At 73.1% G+C, this 17,597-nt stretch carries 17 protein-coding genes; 7 read left to right on the plus strand and 10 right to left on the minus strand.

Annotation, left to right across the window (positions count from 1 at the left end):
• Positions 1-11: 11 nt before the first annotated feature.
• Entirely contained in the window at positions 12-305 is a 294-nt protein-coding gene (groES, locus tag IE290_RS15165) for a co-chaperone GroES (RefSeq protein ID WP_026153773.1), read from the minus strand.
• Positions 306-544: 239 nt separating this feature from the next.
• On the opposite strand from groES, the gene IE290_RS15170 reads away from it, so the two are divergent.
• Complete coding sequence (locus IE290_RS15170; RefSeq protein ID WP_191245796.1) at positions 545-1,027, plus strand: hypothetical protein; 483 nt, start codon at positions 545-547, stop codon at positions 1,025-1,027.
• A gap of 240 nt (positions 1,028-1,267) precedes the next feature.
• Here IE290_RS15170 and IE290_RS15175 read toward each other — a convergent pair whose 3' ends face one another.
• Positions 1,268-2,122, minus strand: coding sequence for an NADP-dependent oxidoreductase (locus IE290_RS15175; protein WP_191245251.1), 855 nt, complete (start codon positions 2,120-2,122; stop codon positions 1,268-1,270).
• Positions 2,123-2,189: 67 nt separating this feature from the next.
• Between IE290_RS15175 and IE290_RS15180 the strand changes: the two genes are divergently transcribed.
• From IE290_RS15180 to IE290_RS15190, 3 genes are all read left to right on the plus strand, one after another.
• Positions 2,190-2,573, plus strand: coding sequence for a winged helix-turn-helix transcriptional regulator (locus tag IE290_RS15180; RefSeq protein ID WP_191245252.1), 384 nt, complete (start codon positions 2,190-2,192; stop codon positions 2,571-2,573).
• A 98-nt stretch (positions 2,574-2,671) separates the two neighbouring features.
• Complete coding sequence (locus tag IE290_RS15185; protein ID WP_191245253.1) at positions 2,672-4,231, plus strand: alkaline phosphatase D family protein; 1,560 nt, start codon at positions 2,672-2,674, stop codon at positions 4,229-4,231.
• Positions 4,232-4,301: 70 nt separating this feature from the next.
• A complete protein-coding gene (locus tag IE290_RS15190; RefSeq protein ID WP_191245254.1) occupies positions 4,302-6,200 on the plus strand; it encodes an N-acetylmuramoyl-L-alanine amidase in 1,899 nt (632 codons plus the stop codon).
• A 39-nt stretch (positions 6,201-6,239) separates the two neighbouring features.
• Here the strand turns inward: IE290_RS15190 and tsaD are convergent, their stop codons facing one another.
• The 4 genes from tsaD to IE290_RS15210 form a co-directional block, all read right to left on the minus strand.
• On the minus strand, positions 6,240-7,292 hold the full coding sequence (gene tsaD / locus IE290_RS15195; RefSeq protein ID WP_191245255.1) for a tRNA (adenosine(37)-N6)-threonylcarbamoyltransferase complex transferase subunit TsaD: 1,053 nt from the start codon (positions 7,290-7,292) through the stop codon (positions 6,240-6,242).
• Complete coding sequence (gene rimI / locus IE290_RS15200; protein WP_191245256.1) at positions 7,292-7,762, minus strand: ribosomal protein S18-alanine N-acetyltransferase; 471 nt, start codon at positions 7,760-7,762, stop codon at positions 7,292-7,294. The genes tsaD and rimI overlap by 1 nt, the downstream gene beginning before the upstream one ends.
• Positions 7,759-8,412 (minus strand): tRNA (adenosine(37)-N6)-threonylcarbamoyltransferase complex dimerization subunit type 1 TsaB, encoded by a 654-nt coding sequence (gene tsaB, locus IE290_RS15205; protein ID WP_191245257.1) that lies wholly within the window; start codon positions 8,410-8,412, stop codon positions 7,759-7,761. Before tsaB ends, rimI begins: the two co-directional genes overlap by 4 nt.
• Positions 8,413-8,584: 172 nt before the next feature.
• Entirely contained in the window at positions 8,585-9,265 is a 681-nt protein-coding gene (locus IE290_RS15210; RefSeq protein WP_229874513.1) for a FadR/GntR family transcriptional regulator, read from the minus strand.
• A gap of 115 nt (positions 9,266-9,380) precedes the next feature.
• Between IE290_RS15210 and IE290_RS15215 the strand changes: the two genes are divergently transcribed.
• The 3 genes from IE290_RS15215 to IE290_RS15225 are packed head-to-tail and all read left to right on the plus strand — an operon-like array spanning position 9,381 to position 13,450.
• On the plus strand, positions 9,381-10,679 hold the full coding sequence (locus IE290_RS15215; RefSeq protein ID WP_191245259.1) for an SLC13 family permease: 1,299 nt from the start codon (positions 9,381-9,383) through the stop codon (positions 10,677-10,679).
• A 16-nt stretch (positions 10,680-10,695) separates the two neighbouring features.
• Positions 10,696-12,135 carry an acyl-CoA synthetase gene (locus IE290_RS15220; protein WP_191245260.1) on the plus strand — a complete coding sequence of 480 codons (1,440 nt, stop codon included), beginning with the start codon at positions 10,696-10,698 and terminating at the stop codon, positions 12,133-12,135.
• On the plus strand, positions 12,128-13,450 hold the full coding sequence (locus IE290_RS15225) for a carboxyl transferase domain-containing protein (protein WP_191245261.1): 1,323 nt from the start codon (positions 12,128-12,130) through the stop codon (positions 13,448-13,450). The genes IE290_RS15220 and IE290_RS15225 overlap by 8 nt, the downstream gene beginning before the upstream one ends.
• Positions 13,451-13,893: 443 nt before the next feature.
• Here IE290_RS15225 and IE290_RS15230 read toward each other — a convergent pair whose 3' ends face one another.
• Genes IE290_RS15230 through alr form a run of 4 tightly spaced genes read right to left on the minus strand, consistent with a single transcriptional unit; the run spans position 13,894 to position 17,571 of the window.
• On the minus strand, positions 13,894-14,895 hold the full coding sequence (locus tag IE290_RS15230) for a zinc-dependent alcohol dehydrogenase (protein WP_191245262.1): 1,002 nt from the start codon (positions 14,893-14,895) through the stop codon (positions 13,894-13,896).
• A complete protein-coding gene (gene tsaE / locus IE290_RS15235) occupies positions 14,895-15,353 on the minus strand; it encodes a tRNA (adenosine(37)-N6)-threonylcarbamoyltransferase complex ATPase subunit type 1 TsaE (RefSeq protein ID WP_191245263.1) in 459 nt (152 codons plus the stop codon). The genes IE290_RS15230 and tsaE overlap by 1 nt, the downstream gene beginning before the upstream one ends.
• On the minus strand, positions 15,350-16,447 hold the full coding sequence (locus tag IE290_RS15240) for an alpha/beta fold hydrolase (RefSeq protein ID WP_191245264.1): 1,098 nt from the start codon (positions 16,445-16,447) through the stop codon (positions 15,350-15,352). Before IE290_RS15240 ends, tsaE begins: the two co-directional genes overlap by 4 nt.
• Positions 16,447-17,571: an alanine racemase gene (gene alr, locus IE290_RS15245; protein WP_191245265.1), complete on the minus strand. Its 1,125-nt coding sequence runs from the start codon at positions 17,569-17,571 to the stop codon at positions 16,447-16,449. Before alr ends, IE290_RS15240 begins: the two co-directional genes overlap by 1 nt.
• Between the last annotated feature and the right edge of the window lie 26 nt (positions 17,572-17,597).

The raw sequence follows: 17,597 nt of genomic DNA on the forward strand, positions 1-17,597 counted from the left end.
CAGCGCCTGTGTCAGTTGACGACAGCCAGCACGTCGCGAGCGGACAGGATCAGGTAGTCCTCACCGTTGTACTTGACCTCGGTGCCGCCGTACTTGGAGTAGATGACGACGTCGCCGACGTTGACGTCGACGGGGATGCGGTTCCCCTTGTCGTCGACGCGGCCCGGGCCCACGGCCAGAACCTTGCCCTCCTGGGGCTTCTCCTTGGCGGTGTCGGGGATGACGAGGCCGGACGCGGTCGTCTCCTCGGCCTCGCTCGTCTGGACAACGATCTTGTCCTCGAGCGGTTTGATGTTCACGCTCACCGGGTTGACCTCCACGGGTCGTCGAAAGCGTTGGCAGGTACTTACTTGGTTTCGGCGCCTACCACCCCCGCCGTCGCGGGTGCCGGGGCGTGTGCGGTGCCTTCGATTAGCACTCTAGCCACGGGAGTGCTAGCCGCGCAAGGAGGGTCCCCCGGTGCGGGGCGCGCCCCTTGTCAAGGCGCTTGACCGGGCACTTTGTCCCACGGAGTCCGCGCGGGCACGGCTGGCACGATGTGACGGTGGACAGTGCGCCTGAGGTGGAGTCGCTGATCGGCTCGCTCACCTCGGAGCTCGTGTTCGCCCGGACGGGCCGCCTCGGCGCCGGTGGCGTCGCCGCGGAGGTGTACGAGCTCGCGCTGCGGGCACAGAGGGCGCTCGAGCGCGAGGCCGACCTGTCGATTCCCGGCCCGCAGTCGCCGGCTGACGTCGCGCCGGCGCTGTTCGCGGTCGATCCCGCTACCGGCCTCGACCTGATGCTGGAGCTGGCCGCCGAGGACCTGGCCTTCCAGACCGAGTTGTGCGCCGACCGCGAAGCGGCGCGAGCCGCGGTGGAGCACATGGCGGTGCTGCTGGGCGGGGACGCCCTGTGGTGGACGAACACGACACGCGGTGGCAGCGGCAGGAGCTGGACGCCGGTCACCCGCCACACCTTCGACGGTGTGGTCGCCGTCGTCGCGACGGGTGGGATGTTCGCGGCGCTGCTCCAGGTCGCCGAGGACTGAACCTCATCGTCACGTAGCGATACCACCATCTCACTCGTTGGGCGGTGTTGACCTCGTCCGCACCTCCCTACCTTGGGACACGGCCCGGACACGACTGGAAGGAATGGTGTTCCCATGGGTGGTTGCAGCTGTTGCAGCTCGTGCAGTGGCCCCGGATGCGGTTGCTGCGGAGGCTGCTAGCACCGGCCTTGACCTGAACGGCCCCGGGACCCCGACGGCGTGGTCCCGGGGCCGTTCGCGTCACACCGTCAGCACGATCTTCCCGCGCACCCGGCCGCTCTCGCTCAGCTCGTGCGCCTTCGCGGCGTCCTCCAGCGGCAGTACCTGCGAGACGTGGACCCGCACGCCCTCCACGGCACGCGCCAGCGCCGCCCCGGACGGCTGCACGTGGAACCGGCGGTAGCGCGGGTCCTCCGCGGCGTCGTTGCCCTGCGCGTCGATCAGCACGCCGTCCGGCTTCAGGACGACGAGCGAGCGCCCACCGTACGAACCGCCGACCAGGTCGTACACCACGTCCACCTCCGACACGGCCGTCGTGAAGTCCACCGCCGTGTGGTCGATCAGCTCGTCCGCGCCCAGCTCGCGCAGGAACTCGTGGTTGGCCGATCGCGCGGTGCCGATCACGTACGCGCCCCGCGCCTTCGCCACCTGCACCGCGACGTGCCCGACCCCGCCGGCCGCCGCGTGGATCAGCACCCGCTGCCCCGGCCGCACCTCGGCAAGCGCTTGCGTCGCCGTGAGCACCGCCGTCGGCGCAGCGGCCGCGGCGACGTGGTCCCGCCCGGCCGGCTTGGGCGCCAGCGCCGCGGCGGGCACCGCCACGTACTCGGCGTACGCGCCCCACTGCGACATCACCAGCCCGAACACCTCCTCCCCCGTCTCCTCGACCACGCCGGAGAAGTCCAGCCCGAGCCGGAACGGCGGCGTGAGCCCCACCCCGTCCACCAGCCCGCGGCGCAGCTTCCAGTCCGCCGGGTTCACCCCCACCGCGTGCACCCGCACCAGCACCTCGCCCGGCCCCGGCACCGGCCGCGGCGCATCCACCAGCTCCAGGACCTCCGGCCCGCCCAGGGCCCGCACATCGACAGCTCTCATGGCGAAGATCGTCGCCCCGGGCGGTATCCGTTGTGAAGAAGGCACCTTCCTGACATCCAGGTACCTCATGGATACCGTGAAGTCCTACCTGACGGCCTGCCCGGCCCGCACCGTGCTCGACGCGCTCGCCAACAAGTGGAGCCTGCTGGTCCTCAGCTCGCTGCGCCGGCACGACGGCCCGATGCGGTTCAACGAGCTGCGCCGCCTGCTCGAGGGCATCACGCAGAAGTCGCTCACCCAGACCCTGCGCACCCTGGAGCGCGACGGCCTGGTCGACCGGGCCGTCTACCCGACCGTGCCGCCACGCGTCGAGTACTCCCTGACCGATCTGGGCACGCAGGTCGGCGAGATGTTCAACGTCCTGGGCGAGTGGGCCGAGGAGCACGTCGGCGAGATCCTCGCCGCGCGGGAGGCGTTCGACAACAGGCCGGCGCCGGAACCGCTCCGCTGAGGGAAATTCACCCTCCGGCCACCTGATCACCTTCGTCCCGTTCGTCCCGGGGATGCACCGTCGATGGGCCCCACTGGTTCCCACCACGAGGAGTGCACGTGCCGGACACCCCGAAACTCAACCGTCGCAAGGTCCTCATCGGCGGCGCCGCGGCGGTCGCGCTGAGCGCCGGAATCACCCGCGCCTCCGCCTCTCCCGGAGCGGGCTCCGGGCCCGTCGGTGACGTCTTCAACCTCGGCGTCGCTTCCGGTGACCCGCTGCCGGACAGCGTCGTCCTGTGGACGCGCCTGGCCGCGAACCCGCTCGCCGAGAACGGCCTCGGCGGCATGCCGAACCGGGCACTGCCCGTGCAGTGGCAGATCTCCCGCGACGAGCGCTTCACCCGCATCGTCCACTCCGGACAGACGTGGGCCGCGCCGGAGGCGGCGCACAGCGTGCACGTCGAGGCGGACGGCCTGGAGCCGGGCACCGAGTACTACTACCGGTTCCGCGTCGGCGGCGAGATCTCGCCGGTCGGCATCACCCGCACCGCGCCCGCGCCTTGGCAGCTGTCCCCGCTGACCATGTGCTTCGCGTCGTGCTCGCACTACGGCGAGGGCTACTTCACCGCCTACCGCCGCCTCGCCGAGGACCACCCGGACCTCATCCTGCACCTGGGCGACTACCAGTACGAGTACGCGGCCAAGGCCACGGACGTGCGCACGGTGGTCGGCCCGGAGACCGTCACGCTCGCCGACTACCGCCTGCGCCACGCCCAGTACAAGACCGACCCCGACCTCCAGCTCGCGCACGCCACCGCGCCCTGGCTGGTCGTGTGGGACGACCACGAGACCGAGAACAACTGGGCCGACGAGGTGCCCGAGGTCTCGTCGCAGACGCCCGGCGCGTCGTTCCTGGACCGCCGCAAGGTCGCCTTCCAGGCCTACTACGAGAACATGCCGCTGCGCCGCACCGCCCGCCCGCAGGGCATCGACATGCAGCTCTACCGGCGGCTCCACTGGGGACAGCTGGCCACCTTCCACATGCTCGACACCCGGCAGTACCGCGACGACCAGGCCTGCGGCGACGGCGTCAAGGTCAGCTGCGACGAGCGCCTGAACCCCAACCGCACCATCACCGGCGCGGCGCAGGAGAAGTGGCTGATCGACGGGTTCCGGCAGAGCCGGGCGCGGTGGGACGTGCTGGGCCAGCAGGTGGTGTTCTCCGAGATCGACTTCACCGCCGGCTCGCAGCTGGGCTACAACATGGACGCCTGGGACGGCTACAAGGCGAACCGCGACCGGATCGCCGCCGCGATGGGCGATTCGCGGGTGCGCAACGGTGTCGTGCTGACCGGTGACGTGCACCGGCACTGGGCCTCGGAGGTCAAGCAGACCTACGGGCGGCCGGACTCCAAGGGCGTGGGCGTCGAGCTGATCACGACGTCGATCACCAGCGGCCGCGACGGCAACGACGACCCGTACCAGTCGGTGCTGGACGAGAACCCGCACGTCAAGTTCCACAAGAACCGGCGCGGCTACATCCGCACCCGCTTCACCGCGAACGAACTGCGGGCCGACTACCGGATCCTGCCCTACGTCAGCAAGCCGGGGGCGGCCGCCGAGACCGCGGCCAGCTTCGTGGTGACCGACCGCGATCCGAGCCTGCACCGGGTCTGAGACGGAAGATGGTTCCCTCCTCCCCTTGACGGTGTGTAGTTTTCTGACTGCATCTTCCAGGGAGGCAGCAATGACGTCGTTCACCCGCCGCAACGCACTGCGCGCGCTGGCCGCCGGGACCGCCGGCGTGGCCGTGGTGGCCGCGCCCGGCGCGTCGGCCGCCACGACCGGAGCGCGGCAGCGCGCGTTCGCCGCCGCGGCGGCGGAGTTCGGCGTCCCGGAGTCCGTGCTGCTCGGCGTGTCGTACCTGAAGTCCCGCTGGGACTCCCACGGCGGCGCGCCGAGCACCGGCGCTGGTTTCGGCCCGCTGCACCTGACCGACCTGCGGGCCGTCGCGGCGGGCGGGAGCCACCACGACAAGGGCGAGGACCCGCGCGGCGACTCAGCACGCGGGGAGCTGCGGCCGCACACGTCGGCGGCGCTGCAGACCGTCGACCTCGCCGCCGAACTGACCGGCGTGGACGCCGCGACGTTGCGGACCGACCCGGTGCAGAACATCCGCGGCGGCGCCGCGGTTCTGGCCCACTACCAGCGCGAACTCGGCGCACGGGCGGACGGTCCGGCCGACTGGTACGGCGCGGTCGCCCGCTACAGCGGCGCGTCGGACACCGGGACCGCGACGTTCTTCGCCGACGAGGTGTTCGCGACCATCGCCGCCGGGGCGAGCCGGACCACCGACGACGGGCAGGCGGTCACGCTGCCCGCGACGCCGGTGTCGCCGCGACGCGAGCAGGTGCGCGCACTCGGGTTGTCCACCGTCGCGGAGGGCGCGGCCGAGGCGCCGCCCGGGCTGCCCGTCGAGTGGATCCCGGCGCCCTACCAGGACCTCGGCAACGGCAACTACGGCAACTACGACAAGGCCGAGCGGCCGAACTCGCAGCGGATCACGCACATCGTCATCCACGACACGGAGTGCACCTACGACGCGGCGATCGGGCTCGTGCAGGACCCGTCGTACCTGGCCTGGCACTACACGCTGCGCTCGACCGACGGGCACGTCGCCCAGCACGTGCTGACCAAGGACGTCGGCTGGCACGCCGGGAACTGGTACTTCAACGCGAAGTCGATCGGCGTCGAGCACGAGGGGTTCGCGGCGCAGGGCACCTGGTACACCGAGGCGATGTACCGGACCTCGGCGAAGCTGGTGCGCTACCTCGCCGGGAAGTACCGGATCCCGCTGGACCGCGAGCACATCATCGGCCACGACAACGTGCCGGGGACGACGGCGGACAAGGTCGCGGGCATGCACTGGGACCCGGCGCCGTACTGGGACTGGGCGCACTACTTCGACCTGCTCGGCGCGCCGCTGAACGCGCGGCCGGTGCGGCAGCCGACCGGCATGGTCATGGTCAAGCCGGATTTCGCCTCGAACCCGACGGGCTACACGGGGTGCGACACGTCGGCTCCCGGCGCCGCCTGCCCGGCACGCGGTTCGTCGGCGCTGTTCCTGCGGGTGGAGCCGCGCGACGACGCTCCGCTGCTGGCGGACATCGGCCTGCACCCCGACGGCGGGCCGTCTTCGGTGGCGATCTCCGACGTGGGCAGCCGCGTGTCGACCGGGCAGCGGTACGCGGTGGCGGAGGTCCGGGGCGACTGGACGGCGGTGTGGTTCCTCGGGCAGAAGGGGTGGCTGCGCTCGTCCGGGGTGGTGCCGGTGCTGGGACAGGTGGTGACGCCGCGGCCGGGGCTTTCGTCGGTGCCGGTGTACGGGCGCGCGTACCCGGAGGCTTCCGCGTACCCCTCCGGGCTCACGCCGCAGGAGGTCGTGCCGCTGCAGTACACGCTGCCCGCGGGCCAGAAGTACACCGCCGGCCCGACGCTGACGGCGGAGTACTACTCGGCGACGACCTTCGACCCGGCCGAGCACGTGGTGGTGCGCGGGCAGACGAAGTACGTGCAGATCCAGTTCGGGCACCGGGTGGGCTTCGTGAAGCTCGACGACGTGGTGGTGTCGCGCACGCGCCCCTGAACCGGGAGTCCCACGACCGGGAGTTCTGACCGCGCGAGGTCAGGCCTCGAGCGAGACGACCTCCACCGGCAGCGCCGGGTTCGCCGAGAGGTCCAGCGCCGAGGGCTTGCGGCCGGCCGCCACCACGTGCGCGCCCAGCGCCGCGATCATCGCGCCGTTGTCGGTGCACAGACGCGGCCGTGGGACGCGCAGCTCGATGCCCGCGGCCTCGCAGCGCTCGCGCGCCAGGCTGGACAGGCGCGAGTTCGCCGCCACGCCGCCGGAGATCACGAGCGTCCCGATGCCCATCTCCTTCGCCGCGCGCACGGCCTTCGCGGTCAGCACGTCGGCCACCGCCTCCTGGAAGGACGCCGCGACGTCGTCGACCGGGATCTCCTCGCCGCGGCGTTCGGCGTTCTCCACCCACCGCGCCACCGCGGTCTTCAGCCCGGAGAACGAGAAGTCGAACTTCGCGTCGCGGGGGCCGGTCATGCCGCGCGGGAAGTCGATGGCCGTGGGGTTGCCCGCGCGAGCCGCCTGGTCGATCGGTGGGCCACCCGGGTACGGCAGGCCCAGCACGCGGGCCACCTTGTCGTAGGCCTCGCCCGCGGCATCGTCCACAGTGGAGCCGACCTCGGTGATCTCGCCGGCGATGTCGTCCACGCGCAGCAACTGCGTGTGCCCGCCGGACACCAGCAGCGCCAGGCACGGCTTCGGCAGCGGGCCGTGCTGCAGGGTGTCCACCGCGATGTGCCCGGCGAGGTGGTTGACGCCGTAGAGCGGGACGTCCAGCGCCGCCGCGTATGCCTTCGCCGCGGAGACGCCGACCAGCAGCGCACCGGCCAGGCCCGGACCCGCGGTGACGGCGATGGCGTCCACATCGGACAGCGTCAGGCCGGCCGTGGCGAACGCGCGCTCGGCCGTCGGTACCATCGCTTCGAGGTGGGCGCGGCTGGCGACTTCCGGCACCACGCCGCCGAAACGCGCGTGCTGCTCGACGCTCGAGGCGACCTCGTCGGCGAGGAGTTCGACGGTGCCGTCGTCGTGCAGCCGCACGAGGCCGACGCCGGTCTCGTCGCAGGAGCTTTCGATGCCGAGGATGACGCGGGACATCAGCCCACCTCCTGCTTGGACACGGCGGGACGCATCATCGTGTACGCGTCGGCGCCGGACGGGTGGTAGTAACGCTTGCGCAGGCCGATCTGCTCGAAACCGTGCCGCCGGTACAGCGCCTGCGCGCGGTCGTTGTCGGTGCGGACCTCGAGGAACACCGGCGCGCGCACCTCGTCGGCGCGGGCGAGCAGGGCACGCAGCAGCGCCGTGCCGATGCCCTGGCCCTGGTAGTCCGGGTCGACACCGATCGTGTGAACGCTGGCCTCGTAGTCGCCCCTGCTGCCGACGACCGCCAGCCCGCCGTAGCCGATCAGGACGTCCTCGGGCGTGTACGCGCCGAGGTAGTAGCCGCCGGAGTCCAGCTCGCTGTGGAAGGCGCGGGCGCTCCACGGGTCGTCCCCGGCGAAGAGGACCTTCTCGATCTCCACGCAGCGCGGGATGTCCTTGCGGCGCAGCTTGGCGAGCTTCACGAGGTGGTCACCCGCTTCCGCGCGCCGGGCTCGACGGCGTCCGGGCGGCGCAGGTAGAGCGGCGTCAGCGGGGCGGGCGCGGCGCCGGAGGTGAGCGCGTCGCGGGCGGCCGCCACCAGGCCGGCGGTGCTCGGGTAGTACGGCTCGACGACGCGCGCGCCGAGCTGCTCGGCGTAGAGGCGGGCGCCGTCCCCGGCGGCGAGGCCGAGGGACAGCTCGGCGGGAGCCTGGACGTGCGGGCCGTCGGTGCGGGTGCCGTCCGCGGCGTAGGCGGCCCAGTAGACCTCGCGGCGGCGGGCGTCGGTGACGACGGTGAACGGCTCGCCGGCGTCGACCTGCTGGGCGATCGCGTCGAGGCTGCAGACCGGGTGGACCGGGACGCCGAGGGCGTGCCCGAGGGCGGCGGCGGTGGCGAGGCCGGCGCGCAGACCGGTGAACGGCCCGGGCCCGGCGCCGACGACGATCGCCGCGACGTCCTTGAGCGCGACGCCCGCTTCCCGCGCCGCGTCGAGGGCGTGCGGGGTGATGAGTTCGCCGTGCGCCCGCGCGTCGAGCGTCACGCGCTCGGCGAGCACGGTGACACCCGCGGCGAGCTCGGCGACCCCGGCGGTCACCGCGGGCGTCGACGTGTCCAGAGCCAGTACCAGCACAGCTCTCCAGGGTACGGCGTGTGCGCCGACCTGGGCTTACCGGGCCGTCGGGCCGACCTCCCCCGCCCCCGATGCCTGATTGTGTTCCAGTTGTGGATCGGGGGCGGGGGAGGTCTGGGGCGTAGTCGGGGCTTGCGTTGCCGGCCGGCGGTCGGGCCGGTCGCGCCCCGGCTCAGTCCTCCGGGTCCCAGCTCAGCAAGCGCACCTCGGCGACCGTGCGGAGGTGGTCCCGCATCGCTTCGGCGGCGGCTTTCGGGTTGCGGTCGCGGATGGCCTCCGCGATGCGGATGTGCTGGTCCAGCGACCGCGGCGGGCGGCCCGGCTGGCGGAGCGACTCGTTGCGGCTCTCGGTGATCTGGTCGGCTATCGCGTCCATGAACTCGGCCAGCAGCGCGCTGTGCGCGGCCCCGGTGACCGCCGCGTGGAAGCGGCGGTCGCCCTCGACTCCGGCTCCGCCGTCACCGATCTCGGCGGCCATGAACTCCAGCGCCGACTCCAGCGCGGCCAGATCATCGTCCGTCCGGCGCATCGCCGCCAGCTCGGCCAGCTTCGTCTCCAGCGCCTCCCGCGCGTCCAGCACGTCCGGCAACCGCCGCTTGCGCTCCACCAGCCGCTCCACCGGCTCGGCGTCCAGCGCGTCCCGCACCAGGTAGGTCCCGCCGCCGTGCCGGGTCTCCACCAGCCCCTGCACTTCCAATACGACGATCGCCTGCTTCACCGACGCCCGGCTCACCCCGAGCCGCTGCGCCAGGTCACGCTCCGCGGGCAACCGGTCACCCGCGCGCAGCCCGGCGTCGGCCGCGTACGCCCGCAACCGCTCCAGGACCTGCTCGTACAGCCGCGGACGAACCATCGGACTCAGCGCATCAGACACATTCCGCAGCCTAGCCCTTGACAGGCTGAGTGGCTGAGCCGCAAAGTGGTTCAGCCACTCAGCCACTTGAATCCCAACGGCGGGAGTTCTCCTGATGTCCGCTGAGCTGATCTCGATCCTCGTCCTCGCGGTCGTCTTCGTGATAGCGACGACCCGCTCGATCAACATGGGGGTGCTGTCCTTCGCGGCCGCGTTCGGCGTCGGCACGCTGGCCGCGAACCTGGATGCCGACGAGATCTTCGCCGGCTTCCCCGGCGACCTGTTCGTCGTGCTCGTCGGCGTCACGTTCCTGTTCGCCATCGCCCGCGCCAACGGCACCACGGACTGGCTGGTCGACGCCGCCGTCCGGCTCGTCCGCGGCCGCGTCGCGCTGATCCCCTGGGTCACCTTCGCGATCACCGCGGTGCTCACCGCGATCGGCGCGGTCAGCCCGGCCGCGGTCGCCATCGTCGCGCCCGTCGCGCTCGGGTTCGCCGCCCAGTACGGCATCCACCCGCTGCTCATGGGCGCGATGGTCGTACACGGCGCGCAGGCCGGCGGCTTCTCGCCGATCAGCGTCTACGGCACGATCGTCAACGGCATCGTCGCGCGCGAACGCCTCGGCGGCAGCGAGATCACGCTCTTCCTGGCCAGCTTCGTGGTCAACCTGGTCATCGCGGCCATCGTGTTCGTGGTGCTGCGCAAACGGCAGATCGTCCACACCACCGAGCGGGAGCGCGAACTCGTCGCCGCGGGCACCGGCGGCCCGCCCACCACCACCGGCTCGGCGGGCACCGGAACCCGCGAGCGCATCCGCCTCAACGCGCCCCGCGTCGCCACGCTCGCCAGCCTGGCCGTGCTGGTCGTCGCCACCCTGGTGTTCGACCTCGACGTCGGCCTGACCGCGATGACGCTCGCCGTCGTGCTCAGCGTGATCTGGCCCGCGACCAGCAAGAAGGCCGTCGGCGAGGTCACCTGGCCGACCGTGCTGCTGATCTGCGGCGTGCTGACCTACGTCGGCGTGCTGCAGGAGATGGGCACGATCGAGTGGGCCGGCGAGGGCGTCGGCGGCATCGGCGCACCGCTGCTCGCCGCGCTGCTGCTGTGCTACATCGGCGCGATCGTGTCGGCGTTCGCGTCCTCGGTCGGGATCATGGGCGCGCTCATCCCGCTCGCGGTGCCGTTCCTCGCGCTGGGCACGGTCGGCCCGGTCGGCATGATCTGCGCGCTCGCGGTGTCGGCGACGGTCGTGGACGTCAGCCCGTTCTCCACCAACGGCGCGCTGGTGCTCGCCAACGCCCGCGAGGTGGACCGGGATTCCTTCTTCCGGCAACTGCTCGTCTACGGCGGCATCATGGTCGCGGTGATACCCGCCGTGGTCTGGCTCGTGTTCATCGTGCCCGGACTCGGCTGATCTGTGAGGAGTTCACGTGCCCGAACGGTTGTTCCCGGCCCTGGCGGAACCGCCCGAGAAGGAGGCCCTGCGCTTCGGCGAGGTCTCGATCGACTACGCGGAACTGGCGGCGATCGCCGGTTCACTCGCCCGGGAGATCCGCGCCCAGTCACCCACGCGGGTGGCGGTGTGGGCGACGCCGACCATCCACACGAGCGTCGCCGTGGTCGCGGCGCTGCTCGCGGGCGTCCCGGCGGTTCCGGTCAACCCGAAGATCGGCGAACGCGAACTCGACCACATCGTCGACGACAGCGCGCCCTCGCTCGTGCTTCACGAGCCGGGCGCGAAACTGCCGGAGCGGCTGGCGAACCTGCCGCGCCAGCAGGTCGCGCTGATCGGCAGCCCCGGTGACCTGCCCGAAGAGCCGGGCGACGAGGCTCCCGCGCTGATCGTCTACACCTCGGGCACCACCGGCCCGCCGAAGGGCGTGGTCCTGCCTCGGCGCGCCATCTCCAGCACGCTCGACGCGCTGGAGGACGCCTGGCAGTGGACGTCGGAGGACGTGCTCGTGCACGCGCTGCCGCTGTTCCACGTGCACGGCCTGATCCTCGGGATCCTCGGCCCGCTGCGCCGCGGCGGCACCGTGCACCACACCGGCAAGTTCGCCACCGACGTCATCGCGCGGGAGCTGGCGACCGAGGCGACGATGATGTTCGGCGTGCCGACGATGTACCACCGCATCGCGGAGGAGGTGGGCGGCAACCCCGAGCTGGCGAAGGCTCTGAGCGGGGCGCGCCTGCTGGTGTCGGGGTCGGCGGCGCTGCCGGTGCACGACCACGAGCGCATCCGGGCGGCCACCGGGCAGCGGGTCGTGGAGCGCTACGGCATGAGTGAGACGCTGATGAACACCAGCGTCCGCGCCGACGGCGAGCGCAAGCCCGGCACGGTCGGCGTGCCGCTGCGCGGGGTCGAGGTGCGGCTGGTCGACGAGTCGGGCGCGGTCATCGAGTCCAGCGACGGCGAGACGGTCGGCGAGATCCAGGTGCGCGGGCCGAACCTGTTCACCGAGTACCTCAACCGCCCGGACGCGACCGCGGAGGTGTTCGACGCCGGTTGGTTCCGCACCGGTGACATGGCGACCCGCGACGCGGACGGCTACTACCGGATCGTCGGGCGCAAGGCCACCGACCTGATCAAGAGCGGCGGCTACAAGATCGGCGCGGGCGAGATCGAGAACGCGCTGTTGGAGCACCCGGGCGTGGCCGAGGCCGCGGTGACCGGCGAGCCGGACCCGGACCTCGGGGAGCGGATCGTGGCGTGGATCGTGCCCGCCGGGGAGCCGCCGGCGGAGCAGGAGCTGGCCGACCACGTGGCGCGGTTGCTGTCGCCGCACAAGCGGCCGCGGGTCGTGCGGTTCCTGGACGCGTTGCCGCGCAACGACATGGGCAAGGTCATGAAGCGGGCGCTGAATGCGTGAGAGTGCCCGCTCGGTGATCGGCTCGGTGTGTTCCGGGTTCACCGAGTTGCCCGTGCCGGAGCCCGAGGAGTCCGGTGTGGACGGTCCGATCGGTTGGCCCGGCTACGACTCCGCGCGTGCGCGGGCCGCCGAGCGCACCGGCGAGTCGGAGTCGGTGGTGTGCGGGGTCGGCAAGTTCGGCGGCACCGAGGCGACCGTGATCGCGTGGGAGTTCGGGTTCCTCGGCGGTTCGCTCGGGCGGCGCACGGGTGACCGGATCGAGGCGGCGTTCGAGCGGGCGCGGGAGCTGGGCACGCCGGTCGTGTCGATGATCGCGACCGGCGGCAGCCGGATGCAGGAGGGCATGGCGGCGCTGTCCCAGCTGCAGCGGATCGCGCGGCAGGCGGCGTTGACGCGGGCCGCCGGGTTGCCGCAGGTCGCGGTCGTGCGGGACCCGACGACCGGCGGCGGGTGGGCCACGCTCGGCGCCGGTTCGGACGTGACGCTGGCGCTGCCGGGGGCGCAGGTCGGGTTCGCCGGGTCGCGGGTGCGGCCGTCGGGCGACGCTTCGGCGTACACCGCGGAGGCGCAGCTGGCGTCGGGGCACGTGGACCAGATCGTGCCGGCGGCGGAGCTGGGTGAGCGGCTGGGCCGGTGGTTGTCGTTGCTCACCGGTGCGGACGGGCGGCCCGCGCCGCCGCCCTCGGCGCTGGGTGCGGTCGAGTTGCCCCCGGACGGCTGGTCGGCGGTGCGGGCGGCCCGGGCTCCTTCGCGTCCGCGCGCGGAGTCCTATTTGGACGGCTACTTCGACTGGCGGGAGGACATCAGCGGCGATCGCTGCGGTGGGGTGGATCCCGGCGTGCGGTGCGGGTTTGGGATGCGCTCGGGTGTGACGGTCGCCTACGCGGCGCAGTGCGGGACGGCGACGCTGCCGTCGGGTTTCCGCACGGCGGCGCGGCTGATCCGGTTGGCGGACCGGCTGGGGATCCCGGTGCTGACGCTGGTGGACACCCCCGGCGCGGCGAACGACGCGGCAGCGGAGCGGGCGGGCGCGGGCGCGGCGATCGCGGAGGTGTTCGCGGCGGTGGCCGGGGCGCGCGTGCCGGTGACGACGCTGGTGATCGGCGAGGGCGGCTCCGGGGGCGCGCTGGCGTTCGCCCACCCGGAGCGGACGTGGGTGACGCCGGACAGTTTCTTTTCGGTGACGTCCCCGGAGGCGGCGGCGTCGATCCTGAAGCGCGCGCCCTCGGAGGTCCCGGAGACAGCCAACCAGCTGCGGTTGCGGCCGCAGGACCTGGTGGAGCTGGGCATCGCGCGGGGGATAGTGAGCCGCTGAGCCGGCGCCGTGCGGCTCGCGGCGGCGGCCTCATGGCTGTGACGGCGGGCGCGCCACCGGAGTTCGCGCGGTGCGCCCGCGGCCGCGGGGGCGGGTGCGCGTGCCCACGGCGCGGGCTCGCATCCGCAGACGGCTCAGACGCGGCGCGCTCGAGGCGCAGGAGAGCACCCGGAGACGGTCCGTCCGCAGGCAGGCTCGCGCTGACGGCGCGGGCGCTGCCAGAGGCGATTCGCCTGCGGTCGGCTCGTGGCCGCAGGCGCGGCGCGCCACCGGAGGCGATTCGCGCGCCGTGCGCGCGGGGCGCCCCGCCGGAGGCGGTTCGCGCTCGGTCGGCACCCGGCCATTGGTCCTCACGCCCGGGAACATCCGAGCCCGCCGGCGGAACCCGCCGTGAACGTGGCACCCGTCCCGGGAGCTTGGCGTGAGCGGCGCTTGCGTGCGCGTCAGGGGTGCAGCAGGACCTTGCCGGCGTCGGCGGCGGGGTCTTCCAGCACGCGCATCGCGCGGTCGGCCTCTTCGAGCGGGAACTCGTGCGTGATCAGTGGCGCCGGGTCCAGGACGCCGGTCGCGAAGGCCCGCACCGCGTGGGTCCACGCCCGCGACGGGGCGCCGAACACCGTGTGCACCGTCACCGCCGCCGTCACCAGGTCCGCGGGCGCGATCGGCTCCGTCTCGTGCCCCGCCAAGCCCGTCAGCACCACCCGGCCGCCGCGGCGGCACATCCGCACCGCCAGCGCACCCGTGCCGGGCGCACCCGCCGCCTCCACCACCACGTCGAACCCGCCCGGCGCCGCACCCGGGCTGCAGAAATCCGTCGCCCCGCAGCGGGACGCCAACGCAGCCCGGGACGCCCGCGGGTCCACCACCAGCAGTTCCGCCGGCCCGCTCGCCGCCAGCAGCTGGGTCGCCAGCAGCCCGAGCGTCCCGCCGCCGATCACCCCCACCCGCTCACCCGGCACGACCGCCGCGAGCAGCGTCGCCGCCGCCATGCACGCCGCCGGCTCCAGCAACGCGGCCGCGCGCAGATCAGCTCCGTCGGGCAGGACGTGCAACAACCGCGCGGGCAGCCGCAGCTCGTCGGCCCACGCGCCGGGCTGGGTGAAGCCCGTTTCGTCGTACTCGGCGGTGCACAGGGTCGTGTCCCCGCGCCGGCACGGGGCGCACCGGCCGCAGTTGCGGAACCCCTCGCCCACCACCGGCTTGCCCAGCAGCTCCGGATCCGTGCCCGGCCCCAGCTCGACGACCGTCCCGGACCATTCGTGCCCCGGCACCACCGGGTACCGCACGAACCCCTCGGGCCGCGTCCCCGCCAGCACCTCGCGGTCCGACCCGCAGATCCCCGCCCACTCGACACGCACGACGACCTCGCCGTGGCCGGGATCCTCCGGCTCGGCCCGCACCACGCTCAGCTTGCCCGGGCCCTCGACGACGACCGCGCGGCCCATCAGCCCACCAGCTCGGGAACCCGCTCGACCCACGAGCCGTGCGGCTCCAGGGTCAGTTCCCGCACGTCGTCGGGCCTGCGGTGGAGCCGGACCACCAGGTGGTCGGCCGACAGCCGCTCCGCCGAACCCTCGCCCCACTCGACGACGACCGCCGCGGACTCCAGGTCGGTGTCCAGGTCCAGGTCGTCGAGCTGCGTCAGGTCGCCGCCGAGCCGGTAGGCGTCCACGTGCACCAGCGCCACACCCCGCTCCCCCGCCGGGTGCACCCGCGCCAGCACGAACGTCGGCGAGCTGACCCGCCCGGACACCCCGAGCCCGGCCGCGATCCCGCGCGTCAGCACGGTCTTGCCCGCGCCGAGCGGCCCGGCGAGCAGGACGACGTCGCCGGCCCGCAGCATGCGGCCGAGAGACTCGCCGAACGCAACCGTGTCCTCGGCCGTCGGCAACTCGATGCTCATTGGTTCAACCACCGCCACATCCGGCGCGGGCGGGACTCGTCGGTCACGCCGGCACATCGCTGTACCAGGTCGATGAGGTGGCTGTTGACCACCTCGGGCTGCTCGAGCTGCACCATGTGCCCGGCGCCGCGCACCCGCACCAGCTCGGCGTCGGGCAGCTCGGCCGCGATGCGCTCGGCGTGCGAGTACGGCGTGAACCGGTCGGTGTCGGCGCCGATCACCAGCACGTGCGCGTGCTTCAGGCCGGCCAGCGCGGCGTACCGGTTGTGGCTGCCGAGCGTGTCGACGAACCCGACCAGCTCCTTCACCGACGTCACGGCCAGCATTTCGAGCATGAAGTCGACCACGCGCGGATCGACGTCGCGGGACCCGAACGCGAGCAACCGCACCGCCTGCCGCGTCAGCTGCCCGCCCGCGGCCCGCACGAACTCGACCAGCCCAGGCTGCCACCCGGCGAGCTCACCGACGCCGCGGGTGAGCGGGTTGTACTTGGACAGCAGTCCGCGCGGCAGGCCCTTGCGGCCGACCTCGCCCGCCGCGGTCGCGATGAACGCGACCCCGCAGATGCGGTCGGCGAACAGGTCCGGGTTCTGCTGGGCCAGCTCCATGATCACCATGCCGCCCATGGAGTGACCCATGAGCACGATCGGCCCCTCCGGCGCGACCGCGCGCAGCACCGCGTCCAGGTCGCGGGCCAGCTGCTCGATCGTGCTGGCCTTCTCGCTCGCCGGGCCGGACGTGCCGTGCCCGCGGTGGTCGTAGTAGACCTGCCGGACGCGCGGCAGCGTGAGCGAGGCCAGGTCGCGGCGCTGGAAGTGCCAGCTCAACTGGGACAACGCGAACCCGTGCACGCCGACCACGGTCAGCTCGGGTTCGCCGCCGTCGGCCGGGTCGATCTCGGACACCGACAGCGGGGTGCCGTCGTCGGCGGCGACGGTGGAGGTGCGGTCCGGGTCGAGGGTGCCCAGTGGCGTGGCGGCGAGGTGGTCGCGCTGGCGCTGCTGCTGGGCGGTCACCGCGATGGTGGCCGCCGCGGTGCCGGTGACCAGCGCGACGGCACCGCCGAGCACGGTGAGCATCCGGCGGGACGCCATCAGACGTCCTCCCCCAGGTACCGCCGCCGGATCCGCGGCCGGTACATGCCGGTGACGATCTCGTAGTCGATGGTGCCGATCTTGTCGGCCCATTCGCGAGCGGTCGGCTCGCCGCGCGCGCCGTCGCCGAACAGGACCACCTCGGCGCCCAGCGGCGGCTCGTCGTCGCCGCAGTCCACGACCAGCTGGTCCATGCACACGCGCCCGGCGACCGGGCGGCGTTTGCCGTGCAGCCACACGTCCATCCGGCCGGACAGCGTGCGCGGCACCCCGTCGGCGTAGCCGGTGGGCACGAGCGCCAGCGTGGTGTCGCGCTCCGCGGTCCACGTATGTCCATAGGAGACGGATTCGCCCGCGCGGATCCGTTTGGTGAGCACGACCGAGGAGCGGAACGTCATGACCGGGCGCAGGTCCTCGGGTTCCGGGTTCGGGTTGAGGCCGTAGATCGCGATGCCCGGGCGGACGAGGTCGAAGTGCAGGTCCGGCCGGTTCAGCGTGGCGGCCGAGTTCGCCAGGTGCCGCAACGGGTTCAGGCCGGCGTCGCGCGCGAGGAGGTAGGCGGCGGCGAAGCGGTCGGCCTGCTGGTCGATCGACGGGTGGCCGGGCTCGTCGGCGCACGCGAGGTGCGACCAGACCGCGACGACCTCGACGGCCGGCTCCGCCGCCGCCTCCTTGACCAGTGCGGGCCAGTCCGCGGCGGGGCAGCCGTTGCGGGACAGGCCGGTGTCGATCTTCAGGTGCACGCGGGCTTTCTTGCCGGCGCGTCGGGCGGCTTCGGCGATCCGGGCGAGTTCGTGACGCGAGCTGGCCGAGAGGTCGATGTCCGCGACGATGCCCGGGGCGAAATCGGTGGTCGGCAGGTCGAGCCAGGTGAGCAGCGGGGCGGTGATGCCGGCCGCGCGCAGGGTGAGCGCCTCGTCCAGGGAACAGGCCCCGAGCCAGGTCGCGCCCGCCCGCAGCGCGGCCCGCGCGACGGGGACGGCGCCGTGGCCGTAGCCGTCGGCCTTGACGACCGCCATCGTCGCGGCACCGGAAACCGCCGCCCGGCTCGCGAGCAGGGCGACGTTGTGACGCAGGGCAGCCAGGTCGACGACAACCTCGGCACGGGGGGAATCGGGACTCATCGGGGCCCATTTTCCCACGTCCGGGG

Source organism: Amycolatopsis deserti (assembly GCF_014653945.1).
Classification (GTDB): Bacteria; Actinomycetota; Actinomycetes; order Mycobacteriales; family Pseudonocardiaceae; genus Amycolatopsis_E; species Amycolatopsis_E deserti.